Source organism: Acetomicrobium mobile (genome assembly GCF_937920065.1).
Window position 1 is genome coordinate 1 of sequence record NZ_CALETC010000065.1, and the last position, 12,311, is coordinate 12,311.

Genomic DNA, 12,311 nt, shown 5'->3' on the forward strand with positions numbered 1-12,311 from the left:
TTAGCGTATGCATAAGGACGTCCCGTTGGATCTTTTTCCATCTCCTCCACTCCCACGACCTTGTCTTGTACATTCATGTATGTTATAAGACGGAGCGCTCCGGGCCCTGCACAAACGATCCTCTGGACAGGACTTTCGACTGACACGGATCGACCAGCCATATCCTCAACCATTATCGTCTCTCCTCTGGCATGATCCGTTGCCCAAAATGTGGCTGCAAATAAAGCCAAGACCAATATTAAAAAACTCTTTTTGCAAAATTTCTCTATCATCTTTAAGCCCCCAGATTCACACTTTCGGCGAAGTCAAAATTATTTTTTGACTTCAATAGAGGCGTCACCAGGATATGGTCGCCTATTTGCGTCAAACTCACTTCAACCTTAAATACATCTTCTATATTTTGAGGAGTTATTATCTCAAGGCCGCCGTAAGCATAAACTTTACCCTCCTTTAGCAACAAAAACCTGTCAGCAAATTGTAAGGCGAGATTAATGTCGTGCATGGAAAATATAATTGCCATTCCCATATCCTTTGCCATCATGTAGAGCAAATTCATTACCTCGATTTGATGATACAGATCAAGGCTACTTGTAGGCTCATCAAGCAAAAGCACTTTTGGTTCTTGAGCTATTGCTCTTGCCAACATTACTCGCTGAATTTCGCCGCCTGATAGCTCCCTTACGGGACGAAGCGCGTATCTTTCTATTTCCATCGCTTGCAGTGCATAATTGACAACGTCGAAGTCGTAGTCCGAAGGAGACCAGTAGATGTGCGGTTTTCGTCCCAACAACACAGCATCAAAAACCGTAAGATCGCCTTCGTGGTAACGCTGCGGTACATAACCTACATGTTTTGCGATCTCCTCGCGTTTCATTTTGTTTAAGTTTTTTCCATCTAACATCACTATGCCAGATCTCGGCTTGAGCAGGCCGTTTAAGCATTTAAGCAATGTTGATTTACCCGAGCCGTTCATCCCAATTACTGCCAATATAGATCCTGAAGTGACTTCGAGGCTGACTCCCTGCAATACAATTTCTTTTCTGTACGCAAATGAAACACCCTTAGTTTTTAAAATTTTCGATTACCTCCTTTCATAAGCATGTACAAAAACAGAGGAGCTCCCATAAAAGATGTGATTATTCCCACTGGGAGCACGACAGGGGATAAAATATTTCGAGCTATGGTGTCCGAAACGAGAAGCAGAAGTGCTCCCGTGATACAGGATTGAGGCAAAAGATGTCTGTGATCCCCGCCGACTAAAAGGCGGGTTATATGAGGTGCTGCCAATCCTATGAAACCTATGACGCCAAAGGTGGCTACGACCAAAGATGTAACAAGAGCGGCAAGCATGATGTTTATCTTTATCATTTTTTCGGCATTTACTCCAAGGGTTTTAGCGACCTCGGCGCCTTCCATAATGGCATTCATGTTCCATCGATTGAGCATAAAGTAAATGAAAGACGGTAATAAAAAAATAGCTACCAAGGACAAATCCTTCCACGAAGCACGACTGACGTCGCCAAAGGTCCAAAAGACGATAGAAGCCACTTCTATGTCACTTGCAAAATACTGGATCATCATCGTGCCGGCAGATGCGAGCGCAGAGAGGGCAACTCCGGACAGTATTATGGCCTCAGATGATAGTTTTCTTTTTTGGCTTAATATCAAAAGAACACAGGTTGTAGCAGAAGCTCCCAAAAAGGCGAAAAACCCAGTTCCCAACGAAAGAAAGTTTAGTATCGCAGAATTTACCTCGGTAGGTTGAAAACCAATGACGGTAATCGCTAAGGCAGCACCAAAGGCTGCACCTTGTGAGATTCCAAGAGTGTAAGGAGAAGCCAGCGGGTTGTGTAAAATGCACTGTAGCACTACCCCACTCATGGCCAATGCCCATCCTGCCAGAACAGCTCCAATTATCCTGGGAAAACGGATATGCCATATTATCGTTGAGTTGGTACTCTCTTCATTGCCCAACAAGGCACTTACCAAGTCTGCAAGACTCATGTTTGAAGAGCCCAAAGAAAGGGAAATCGCGCTTGTAAGCAACAACGTCAAAATAAGGACAATAAAAACTCTATTACGGCGACGTGTATAGGACTTATACGAATCAACGATTGGTTTATCGAGCATGTCATGTGTCTCCTAAGTTAGTGTTACGTTTATTATAAATCGTAATACTCAAGAGTCAAGGAAGCTTTAGGAAATTCTGCTTCATACAAAGATTTTGTCCCTACTTAGGATGACTTTCGAATGGTAAAAGACGAAACAGCATTTCCCCAATTCGAATATCTTCATGAGACATGCCCGCAAGTTCCACTGCGGATTTCATGTTTTTGAAAGATATCGTCGTTACGTCTTTAAAAAAATGCATTGCTTGCTTCAGGTCTTCATATTCAGCCTTGCAAGATATGGTTTTACCTAATTCATCGAACAATTCCTTTGCCCTGACGTCGAAAAAGCGTTTAGGAAAATCCTTGTGGTAAATGCGAATAGTCAGGGGACCTATTGGGCCGAAGGATAAATGTTTTTGCTCAATAATTCGTAAGCCTAATGTATCCAGCTCTAATGCAAGAAAGGCGCTTATTTCTTTGAAGTAAGCTTCAGGCACGTCAATAAAAAATAAAAACTCGCTCCGGCCCTTTTTAGTTATTGCCGGGACAGCATGCACGCTCGATGCCCCACGATCCATCAGGCTGTCAATTAGATAAGGCAAGCTTTCTCCCGAAACGTTATCGGTGTTGACAAGAATCAGCATAGGTCTCCCCCTTTTTTACCGGAAAGGAGAGGGGGTATGATACCCCCTCTCAAAAGCTCTCAAAAGGCATGTAGTTAAAGCTCCGACATGTCTTTCATATCTTGCATAATGCGGATGGCTAATTTAGCCGCTCTCTGCGCTGTCTCCTTGCCTCCGGGAATTGCGCGAGTAATGTAAGCACCCTTTTCTGCTAGTTCTCCTGCCTCCTCCCAGCTCAACTTGCCCGCTGTTGCCGCTATTGCTGCAGGGATGACCACGTTAACGGTACAACAGCCAATGTACATAAGCTCCTGCGCCGCAACAGAAGCTACTGTTACGGGAAGAGACCATTCTGATTTTTTGTTCAGTATAACGTCAGGGGCAACTTTGTGTGAAAGACCTTCAATTTTATATTCTTTTCCGTCGACGGTTACCGTACAATCGATATCAGCGTCAAATCCCCAGAACGTTTTTGCGAAGGGATGACCTCTGCGAGCACCACCAGCAATTTTGGTGAATTTGATGGTTATTTCTTTTCCGAACATACCACCAAGTAGCATCCCCGTTCTTTCCTCTACTTTTTCTTTCCTCTTGATATCGAGCTCACAACAGATGTCCTCAAGCGATTTGCCCGCTTGCAAGCCGTCCCAGGTGTATTTGGCTATACGAAATTCCATGTTGTTGCGAATTCCTTGGGTTGCTTTGATAACCACATTCGTAACAGGTCCTCTCATGATCTGCTCTGCTTTGCGAGCTACCATATTGGCTGAAGCGGCCGAAATTTCTGGATCGATCCACTCATTTAGTTTCATCTCGCGAATCATGTCTGCTGCAGCTTCCTCGTCGCCGCCCGTTTCTATCAATTTCATTGCAGCAACGATGCTATCGCTTACGAGGTGAGCAAGGGGTGGATTAACGGGACCTGCTCCGAAACCTGCACCGATCATGGGACCTTCTTGGAAACATGCCATCATTTCGTTTAACGTCATCATTCCTACGACCGTCGGTGCCCCGACATCCTTTAAAATCATCCCTATATCTCCTATGAGCGTTGCCGTATCGTACTCCTTGTTAGTCCCCCTCATGTGAAGTTTCTCCGGTAAACCTGCAGCTTCGGATGCATACTTGCCAACTAGGTATCCCACTCCATGAACAAAAAATTCTCCGTAATCTTCCCCGATCATGCCGTCTGGATTTGCGATCTCCAAAACAGCAGCAGCAGCAATTGCAGCAGAAAGCCAAGGGTTGGGATTGATTCCTACACCTTGATAGGCCTTGAACATCGCATCGACAGCCACCTTCGTCCCGTTCTTAGCGAGGTCGCAGTAAATCATATCTTCTCCTAGAACGCTGTGACCGTAAACCGCACCTCCAGCTACAAAGGGAGGGACATCAGCTCCGCTGAAGCGACAGACCTTCCCCTCCTCTATGGCATCATAGAGAGCTTTTACTGCAGGGAAGCCGGAAACCTTATTGCTAAGCTTCGATGTAGGAATGGCTTGGACACCAGCACGGCAGGCACCTGCTTTTATCCTTGCCATTGAACCGAGTTTTCTGTTACCCGCGGGAACGCCGGCCCTAGAAGCAGTCCCGGCAAGGTTTAAGAAAGCTGCTACGATCAAGGCAGCGTTTGCAGCGTCAGCCCCGGCATCTTTTGCAGCTTTTATTCCCTTGTCCATGATGACATCAACGGGAAGCTCCTCCAGGTTCGCGTCAGACAGTTTTATGCTTCTCCCACTTAAAATTTCAGTGACTATTGCATTAGCCACGCTGTACACGGCGAGGTTCAACATACCGTGCCCCTTTGTCAACGCCTCAAGCCGATCGCTGGTCTCGTTTTCAACAAAGGCATTCGCAGCTGCAATGGAAGATAAAATTTCCCTATACACTTGTTACACCTCCTTTGCCTTCTTCTATTTCTTGGTCCTCTTTAGTTACGCTTTTAGCCATTTTTAGTAATTTGTCTTTCTTTTTAGATAGCGCCTCACTACCTCCACGCTTTTTAAAATAAAACACCACTATTGCATTTATTTAGTTTAGATAATGAAATTTAATATTACAATGCGTCGTATTAGTGTGATTGCGATTTAGGCTCATTTGAATTTATTTTTTCAGATCCTTTGAAGTGCTTTGTAATAATGTCAACAATACCGTTGAAACCTTCAGGGTTGTAATCTTCAATGCGACCTTTATCGCACAATTCCGAAAGTTTAGGATCAATCGGCAATTGGGTGAGAAGTGGGATCTTTATGGCTTTAGAAACGGTCTGACCTTTGCTCGTGCCGAAGACTTCGTATTTTTGGCCACAGTGTGGACATATGACGTAACTCATGTTTTCAACAAGGCCTAAAATAGGGATTTGCAACATTCTTGCCATTTTAATAGCCTTTTTCACTACCATTATAGCAAGATCTTGTGGTGACGAAACGATCACGATGCCGTCAAGCGGCAAAGACTGCATGACTGTAAGCGGTGCATCCCCTGTGCCGGGCGGAAGGTCTACAAATAAAAAGTCTAAATCTCCCCATTTGACATCAGTCCAAAATTGCCTTACGACGTTTGAAATTAGCGGACCTCGCCATACTACGGGATCATCTTCCTGCGAGAGGAGAAGATTGATCGACATTATGGGAATTTTAAATATATCACTTACTGCCGGAAATATAGCAAACTCATTTCCCTTGGCCTTCTCCTTAATTCCGAACACCTTTGGTATGCTAGGCCCGGTTATGTCTGCGTCGAGTACGCCGACTTTATAACCTTGCCGCGCAAAAGTGGTGGCAAGAAGAGCCGTAACTGACGATTTTCCAACGCCGCCCTTCCCGCTCATTATCGCTATGACATGGCGAACGTTACTAAACTGTCCTTGGGGTAACTTATCGGTCACCGGACTGGATTCAAAGTTGTTTGTAATTTGATCGCCCTCGGTGTTGATATGCATTGTTTCTCATCCTCCTATTTGTGATTACTCAAGGTACGTTAATACTTTTGTCCAAAGCTCTCGTATTGCTTTTGAAGCCTTTCCTTCGTTGTGTCTAGAATGTTCAAAAATATGACCTGTCGGCGCTACTGGAGGCATTCCCTTTGCAAGAGCTTTTACTACTTCTTCATCGAAGGGAATCTTTCCAACGAGATCTATTCCTTCGCTACGGCAGTAATGCTCCATCTCCTTTGACTTTTTTTCGTCCAGATCATACTTGTTGATACAAACCAAGGTTTTTACTTTGAAGTGCCTTATCAATTCAAGCAACCTTTTAAAATCATGGATGCCGGCCACAGTGGGTTCTGTAATGATGAGGGCCAGATCTATTCCTGAGATGGAGGCTATCACGGGACATCCTATGCCTGGAGGGCCATCAGTAATTATGTAGCTTAACCCCTGACCTTTAGCTATTAATTGTGCTTCACGTCGTACTTGGGTCACCAGCTTGCCCGAGTTTTCCTCACCCGGTGTCAGCCTGGCGTGAACTAGGGGGCCAAAAGATGTATCTGAGATGAACCAGTGACCTGAAAGGTGGTCTTTCAAAGTTATTGCATCCTTTGGGCAAGCCCAAAAACATACACCACAACCTTCGCAGGTAATGTGATCGATCTTGACCTTCCTGTCGCTAGAGGCATTAATCTTGTCAATGGCTTCGAAGCGACAGCTTTCAGCGCAAATGCCACACCCGTTACACTTTCTGTAATCGATCACGGGTTTTTTGGAGCCATAGAATTCATTGGTTTGTCTTATATGGGGTTTAAGCAAAAGATGCAGGTCGGCTGCATCTACATCGCAATCGGCTAGTACTTTATCTTTGGCCAAGACCGCAAAGCTCCCAACTATTGAAGTTTTCCCAGTTCCGCCTTTGCCACTTACAACCAGCAGTTCCTTCACTTTCATGTCATCCCTTCGGCCTCATGCCACCTAAATTCAATGGATGATTCCCTCATCGATCGGATCATATTTAGCTAAGGCACAAATTCTTTTCCAAAGCCCCTTGAAAGCTTCTTTTAATTCAGGAAATTCCTCTATAAGTCGTCCTCCCCTGGCATAACAGGCTGCATACCTTCGATCAAATGGTATTTGCGTCAATATGGGTATTTCTTCTCCTTTACAATAGTTTAATATGTCTTTGTTACCTAGATCTGCGCGGTTAATTACCACTCCAAAGGGAATTTGCAGCTGCCTTGCCACGTCTACAGCCAAAATAAGGTCATTAAGTCCAAAAGGCGTCGGTTCCGTGACTAAGATACAAAAATCGCTATCTTTAAGTGACGCAACAACTGGACAAGACGTTCCTGGCGGGGCATCGATGATGGTTACGTCAGCTTGGGAAGTTTTGCCCCTTTTCTTTACCGCATTTATCACTGGAGGTGCCAGTGGGTTTCCTATCTTTAACCTTCCTTGAATGAAAGCGATTTTGCCCGCCAGCCCGCCTTCTATGACCCCTATCTCCTTGGGGTTTTCATATATAGCCTCTTCTGGGCAAAAACGGCTACAGCCTCCACAGCCATGGCAAAGCTCGGAGAAAATTACTACTTTATTTCCAAGGACGATGATTGCGTTAAAAGCACAGATTTCGCTGCACTTACCGCACCCAACACATTTGCCTTGGTCAACTGCCGGCACGGGAAGCGTGACAATGTCCGAATATCTAAACTCGGGATTAAGGAACAAATGCGCATTTGGTTCCTCCACGTCGCAATCCAAAATTTGCACCGATAAGATATTTTCGAGAGTCAAGGCAAGATTTACCGCCACGGTGGTCTTGCCGGTTCCGCCTTTTCCACTTGCTACCGTTATGATCATCGTCCATCTCCATCGCTTCAAATTAATCGTTAACTGGTCTGTATTCAGACCTTATTGCATGAGCTAATGCTGAATCATGTAAGCATAAAATTTGAGATATTTGCCAGGCTCGATTCACGGTACTAAGATTTTTAGAACGGGCCCGAGCGTGTTAGCCGCAACCATTGGGATGTTTGCCGTGCTCGCAAAGGCTGGGCCCATACTGAAGCGATCCAGCCAGATAGGAGTTCACTACTTCCGTGACAGGTCCAGAAACTCCCGTCACGACTTGGATATTTTTTTCAGAGAATAGCTTTTGGGCTTTTGAACCCATGCCACCGGCAATTACGCATGTGACCCCGAGTTTAGAAAGGTACTCTGGCAGAAAACCAGGTTCGTGTCCGGGGTTTGAAATTACGACCTTATCCGTTATTGTTCCGTTATCTATTGTAAATATCGTGTATTCAGGGCATCGACCGAAATGTGTTGCTACCATACAACCATCCGTTGCTACTGCGATCTTCACGCTTTTTCGCCCTCCTCATTCTGTAAAATTATTATATGAAGCATGAACATACTACAATCATGACGTTGCACGCTAAGCTTTCGCGAGTTTTCCTTCTCTGTACGCTTCTGTAGCCTCACGCACAGTGCCCGAGGCCATAGTATAGACTTCGATGCCGGCCTCTTCGAGAGCACGCGCTGCCTTTGGGCCCACCTTGCCCGTTACAAGAACATCGATCCCATAATCTGCAAGAAGTTGGGCACATTGAACGCCTGCGCCTCCAGCTTCCGTCGAATATTTATTAACGACCGCTTCATGTTCTCCCGCATCCAGATCGATGATGATAAAGTACTGACATCTGCCAAAGCGCGGATCTAAAGCTGCATCTAAGTCCTTGCCCTGTGCGGTAACTGCCAGTTTCATCTTGATTTCCTCCCCTTTAGATGATTTGCCCTTCTTAGCTCGCTTTCCTTTTAGCAAAGCAGGAACGGCTTTCGAAAGCTGTTCCTGCTTTTACGCTACTTATCGCCCCTCTGCTTCTTCATCCTTAACAGAGGACAAATCTTCCAGACGTTTTTCGATGGCTTTGAGCTCACTTTTCAGAATTTCCGCTTGCTGTTTTAAGAAGGCCATTTCCTCTTCGACCACAGGTACATCTTGGGGAATCTCTTCAGGATACGGAGCCATCCATCCGTGGTAATAAGGGTAATAAGCCCTAGCCCAACCCGGCAGGCCGGTTGCATGGTACATCCGTCTCCAGCCTCTGCCTCGGCCGAACCCGGCTCCCCAGCCACGCCCGGGTCTGCCCCAAAAGCCCGCGCCTCGACACCAATAAGGGTTCATGTATCCCGGTACCGGATAGCCAGCGCAATAGCCGGCAGCCCTCCCTGTCATTGGGCCCATTCCCGCTGGACCTGTTCTATCGCCTCTTGGCATTCTCTTACACCTCCCTTTTCGATGTGGCGTAAGGTGAAAAATGGACATATGTTCATAACGAATATACAATAGTTATGAACATATGTCAATAACCTATAAAAATAATTCTTAAATCTTTTATCTGGAAGCTTTGGAGGTGTTTTTTCTTTATTCTTGGCGCCAACCTTTGCCATGGCGACCCCTCGGAACACCTGAGGTATCCCTGGCCTCATCAGCAAGGCGCTCATGTCGAGCACCACATCGCGGGCATCTTATTTCGCTATCCCTTTCTTCTGTGTCAGCGAAGGTTTCGAGCTCAAAGTCGCAGAATCTACATCTGCGGGGACGAAAAGCTATTTTGTAATTTCCGCCTTCTACTCGAATTGCTCTACCTTCTACTAGGGCTCTTGCTATCTTTTGTCTGGCCGAGACGAGCACCCTTTGAAATGTGGGGCGTGAGATTTTCATCCTCTCTGCACATTCTTCTTGTTCCAATCCTAAAAGGTCTTTGAGGCGAATGGCCTCTAACTCCTCTACAGCCAATACTTCTTCCTCGAGTTCTCGCAGCGGAACTCCTGTCGGCTTAAACACTGTTACTTGCGGAAGAAACTCGACACGTCTAAATTTAGGCGGTCTTGGCATATTTGCATCAACTCCAATTGTTAGCACTTCTTTTGATCATTTCTAAAAAATTTATCGTTAAGTAAATTTGCCGCTGATCAGCTTTCGCTTTAAGTTAGTGTCTTGCACGTATAATTTTGGACATATGTTTATTATATTGTAATTGCTTTGACGACTTTGCGTCAATAAAAAGCGCACCAGGAGCTGGAAAGGTGGCGCTTAATGAGCATTCGGATCTTAATTTTAGATTTAAACAATGATATGATTTACTTGAAGCAAATGAACATTTTGGGAGTGTTTTAAAAAACGCACGCAGGAGTTTGAAATCACATGACACAGATTGAAATCAACGAAGGCTTTCGCAAGGCATTGGATCTCATGGAAAATTCAAATAAAAATGTCTTCATCACGGGACGAGCCGGTACGGGAAAGTCCACGTTGTTATCGTATTTTCAGCAAAATACCAATAAAAAAGTGGCAGTTTTGGCCCCGACCGGTGTAGCCGCATTAAACGTCAGGGGCCAGACGATACATTCTTTCTTTGGGTTTAAGCCCAACGTCACGTTGGATAAGATAAAAAAGATTAGTTCATCAAGGGGTTCAAGCAATATTTATAAAAAGATTGATACCATTGTTATCGACGAGGTGTCGATGGTTCGAGCAGATTTGCTCGACTGTGTGGACAAATTTTTGAGGCTGAACGGACCTAAAAGCAAGTTGCCCTTTGGCGGAATTCAAATGATCTTCATAGGAGACTTGCATCAACTCCCTCCTGTGGTTACAAAAAACGAAAAAGAGGTATTTAAGACCCTTTATGAGAGTCCCTATTTTTACAGCGCCAAGGTTTTTGAGTTCTTGGATGTGGAATTCATTGAACTCGATAAGATATACCGACAACACGATCAAAAATTCATCGACCTCCTTGGTGCAATTCGCAACAAGACCGTTACAGACAAGGACATGCAGCTTTTAAACAGCCGCGTAGCCCCCGACTTTGAGCCCGACCCAGAAGAATTCTTCGTATATTTGACTACAACAAACAAGCGGGCAGAAGAAATTAACGAACAGCAGCTTTCTAAACTTAAGGGCAAAACTTATATATTTAACGGCGCTATCAAAGGCGAATTTGGCAACGACTATTTACCAACGGCTTCGAAACTTAAGGTGAAAGTCGGAGCTCAGATTATGCTTTTAAACAACGACTCACTTGGCAGGTGGGTAAACGGAAGCATTGGAAGAATTATTGATATTTACGAGGACGTTTTAGAGTTTGAGGACAAGAAAGAATACGTCATTGTAGCAGAGCTATCAGATGGCAGAGAGGTTGAGATAACGCCCCATACCTGGGAGATCTTTCACCTTTATGTCGATGGCGATAAGTTGAAATCTCAAACGATAGGTAAGTTCACGCAGTACCCGATAATGCTAGCCTGGGCCGTTACCATTCACAAAAGCCAAGGAAAGACCTTTGACAAGGTAATCATAGATATCGGGCGAGGTGCCTTTGCTCACGGCCAAGTTTACGTTGCCTTAAGTCGATGCACTTGCCTAGATGGGATAATCCTAAAAAAGCCGATCAAAAAGGAACATATATGGATGGACTGGAACGTCGTGCGCTTTTTGACTAAATGTCAGTATGACAAGTCAGAAGAAGCCCTATCCTTGGAGGAAAAAATCGATCTCATAAGGAAAGCCATCTTTGAAAATCAACCTTTGGAAATCGTTTACTTAAAGCCAAATAATGAAAAAAGCGAAAGAATTGTATGGCCGCGCGAAGTTGGTGAAATGGAATACAAAGGCAAAGAGTATATAGGAATGAGAGCCTTCTGCAACGCCCGCAATGACGAGAGGACCTTTAGGGTGGATAGGATCTTAAAATTAAACGAAGTAAGAGAAACAATTTCTCATTAAAGCTGAAACTTCGATGGCAAGCAAGCGAATCTACACCTATTGATAAACAAGCCCCTTGGAACTGAAGGAAAAAATTGAAGAAGGTTGGAATCCTTTGTGTGTTGACGTCAGGACTCCGGAAGAAATCAAAACTCAAGGTCAACTTCCCTATGATTGCGTTAACATTCCGCACGGGACATCTATGGGAGAAAGCTTCTGAGCTTCCCAAAGATTGGGATATCGTCACATATTGCAAGATTTCCGTGAGAGGCTGGGATGCTTACTCCATCCTCCGTCGCCTGGGATTTGAGAAGGTATTTGTCCATGAAGGAGGCATAGAGGGCTGGCCCTTTGAACTTGTAAAGTAAACTTCATGAGATAACTGCAGTCAAACATGAGGGCTTTTTAAAAGTTGAACCTTGAAGTCGCATATGTGTTCAGCTGCGATCGACGTTTAGGTCCGAAGGATTTACCGTAAATTCGATTAACTTCAAGTTCATGTATATCGGGGCGTTATAGGCAAGGGCAATGGCTATGGCGTCGCTTGGACGGGAATCAACTTCAAAGGTGTATTTATCGTGCTTTATGTATAAGTTTGCATAATAAACGTTGTCCTTTATATTCGTTATGATTATTTGCTCGACTTCTGCCCCCAGCAAATCTAAAAGATTTTTAAGCAGGTTGTGAGTTAGAGGGCGGTTAGGAGTTATTCCCTGCATGTTCATCAAAATGGCCATTGCCTCGACCGGACCGATAACAATAGGCAAAACTTTTGTTTCCTCTTTGTCGCTTAACATTACTACGTGATTGTTGTTCTCGTCGATGACAATGCCTTTAACAAATACTTGTATATTATTAAACATGGTCTTCACCTC

Annotated in this window: 14 protein-coding genes and 1 pseudogene; 2 read left to right on the forward strand and 13 right to left on the reverse strand. The window is 44.7% G+C overall.

Going from position 1 to position 12,311, the window contains the following annotated elements:
- The 12 genes and pseudogenes from Q7P41_RS02285 to Q7P41_RS02340 form a co-directional block, all read right to left on the reverse strand.
- Nucleotides 1–272: pseudogene (locus Q7P41_RS02285) on the reverse strand (hypothetical protein); the annotation flags it as partial.
- Nucleotides 273–274: 2 nt separating this feature from the next.
- Nucleotides 275–1,027, reverse strand: a complete 753-nt coding sequence (locus tag Q7P41_RS02290) for an ABC transporter ATP-binding protein (protein WP_303881818.1) — start codon at nt 1,025–1,027, stop codon at nt 275–277.
- Nucleotides 1,028–1,068: 41 nt separating this feature from the next.
- Nucleotides 1,069–2,130, reverse strand: coding sequence for an iron ABC transporter permease (locus tag Q7P41_RS02295; protein ID WP_303881820.1), 1,062 nt, complete (start codon nt 2,128–2,130; stop codon nt 1,069–1,071).
- Nucleotides 2,131–2,230: 100 nt separating this feature from the next.
- Nucleotides 2,231–2,755, reverse strand: a complete 525-nt coding sequence (gene larC / locus Q7P41_RS02300; RefSeq protein ID WP_303881822.1) for a nickel insertion protein — start codon at nt 2,753–2,755, stop codon at nt 2,231–2,233.
- 74 nt (nt 2,756–2,829) lie between these two features.
- Nucleotides 2,830–4,623: a hypothetical protein gene (locus Q7P41_RS02305; protein ID WP_303881824.1), complete on the reverse strand. Its 1,794-nt coding sequence runs from the start codon at nt 4,621–4,623 to the stop codon at nt 2,830–2,832.
- Between the two features lie 182 nt (nt 4,624–4,805).
- A complete protein-coding gene (locus Q7P41_RS02310) occupies nt 4,806–5,675 on the reverse strand; it encodes an Mrp/NBP35 family ATP-binding protein (RefSeq protein ID WP_303881826.1) in 870 nt (289 codons plus the stop codon).
- Nucleotides 5,676–5,699: 24 nt separating this feature from the next.
- Nucleotides 5,700–6,617 (reverse strand): ATP-binding protein, encoded by a 918-nt coding sequence (locus Q7P41_RS02315; RefSeq protein ID WP_303881827.1) that lies wholly within the window; start codon nt 6,615–6,617, stop codon nt 5,700–5,702.
- Nucleotides 6,618–6,647: 30 nt separating this feature from the next.
- Nucleotides 6,648–7,526 (reverse strand): ATP-binding protein, encoded by an 879-nt coding sequence (locus tag Q7P41_RS02320; protein WP_303881828.1) that lies wholly within the window; start codon nt 7,524–7,526, stop codon nt 6,648–6,650.
- 151 nt (nt 7,527–7,677) lie between these two features.
- Nucleotides 7,678–8,031, reverse strand: a complete 354-nt coding sequence (locus tag Q7P41_RS02325; protein WP_303881829.1) for a NifB/NifX family molybdenum-iron cluster-binding protein — start codon at nt 8,029–8,031, stop codon at nt 7,678–7,680.
- 72 nt (nt 8,032–8,103) lie between these two features.
- The gene (locus Q7P41_RS02330; protein WP_303881830.1) at nt 8,104–8,433 is read right to left on the reverse strand and encodes a NifB/NifX family molybdenum-iron cluster-binding protein; all 330 of its coding nucleotides are present in this window, start codon (nt 8,431–8,433) and stop codon (nt 8,104–8,106) included.
- 99 nt (nt 8,434–8,532) lie between these two features.
- The gene (locus tag Q7P41_RS02335; RefSeq protein ID WP_303881831.1) at nt 8,533–8,946 is read right to left on the reverse strand and encodes a DUF5320 domain-containing protein; all 414 of its coding nucleotides are present in this window, start codon (nt 8,944–8,946) and stop codon (nt 8,533–8,535) included.
- A 147-nt stretch (nt 8,947–9,093) separates the two neighbouring features.
- Nucleotides 9,094–9,567: a DUF134 domain-containing protein gene (locus Q7P41_RS02340; RefSeq protein ID WP_303881832.1), complete on the reverse strand. Its 474-nt coding sequence runs from the start codon at nt 9,565–9,567 to the stop codon at nt 9,094–9,096.
- A 309-nt stretch (nt 9,568–9,876) separates the two neighbouring features.
- On the opposite strand from Q7P41_RS02340, the gene Q7P41_RS02345 reads away from it, so the two are divergent.
- Nucleotides 9,877–11,457: an AAA family ATPase gene (locus tag Q7P41_RS02345; protein ID WP_303881833.1), complete on the forward strand. Its 1,581-nt coding sequence runs from the start codon at nt 9,877–9,879 to the stop codon at nt 11,455–11,457.
- Between the two features lie 74 nt (nt 11,458–11,531).
- Nucleotides 11,532–11,804 (forward strand): rhodanese-like domain-containing protein, encoded by a 273-nt coding sequence (locus tag Q7P41_RS02350; protein WP_303881836.1) that lies wholly within the window; start codon nt 11,532–11,534, stop codon nt 11,802–11,804.
- Nucleotides 11,805–11,873: 69 nt separating this feature from the next.
- Here Q7P41_RS02350 and Q7P41_RS02355 read toward each other — a convergent pair.
- On the reverse strand, nt 11,874–12,311 hold a 438-nt coding region (locus Q7P41_RS02355), incomplete at its 5' end, for a bifunctional nuclease family protein (protein ID WP_303881838.1).

Excerpts from the sequence above, each read along its gene's own strand:
- Q7P41_RS02330 (WP_303881830.1), bottom strand. The coding sequence starts at position 8,433 with ATGAAACTGGCAGTTACCGCACAGGGCAAGGACTTAGATGCAGCTTTA.
- Q7P41_RS02315 (WP_303881827.1), bottom strand. The coding sequence starts at position 6,617 with ATGAAAGTGAAGGAACTGCTGGTTGTAAGTGGCAAAGGCGGAACTGGG.
- Q7P41_RS02335 (WP_303881831.1), bottom strand. The coding sequence starts at position 8,946 with ATGCCAAGAGGCGATAGAACAGGTCCAGCGGGAATGGGCCCAATGACA.
- Q7P41_RS02295 (WP_303881820.1), bottom strand. The coding sequence starts at position 2,130 with ATGCTCGATAAACCAATCGTTGATTCGTATAAGTCCTATACACGTCGC.
- Q7P41_RS02345 (WP_303881833.1), top strand. The coding sequence starts at position 9,877 with ATGACACAGATTGAAATCAACGAAGGCTTTCGCAAGGCATTGGATCTC.
- larC (WP_303881822.1), bottom strand. The coding sequence starts at position 2,755 with ATGCTGATTCTTGTCAACACCGATAACGTTTCGGGAGAAAGCTTGCCT.
- Q7P41_RS02340 (WP_303881832.1), bottom strand. The coding sequence starts at position 9,567 with ATGCCAAGACCGCCTAAATTTAGACGTGTCGAGTTTCTTCCGCAAGTA.
- Q7P41_RS02320 (WP_303881828.1), bottom strand. The coding sequence starts at position 7,526 with ATGATCATAACGGTAGCAAGTGGAAAAGGCGGAACCGGCAAGACCACC.
- Q7P41_RS02310 (WP_303881826.1), bottom strand. The coding sequence starts at position 5,675 with ATGCATATCAACACCGAGGGCGATCAAATTACAAACAACTTTGAATCC.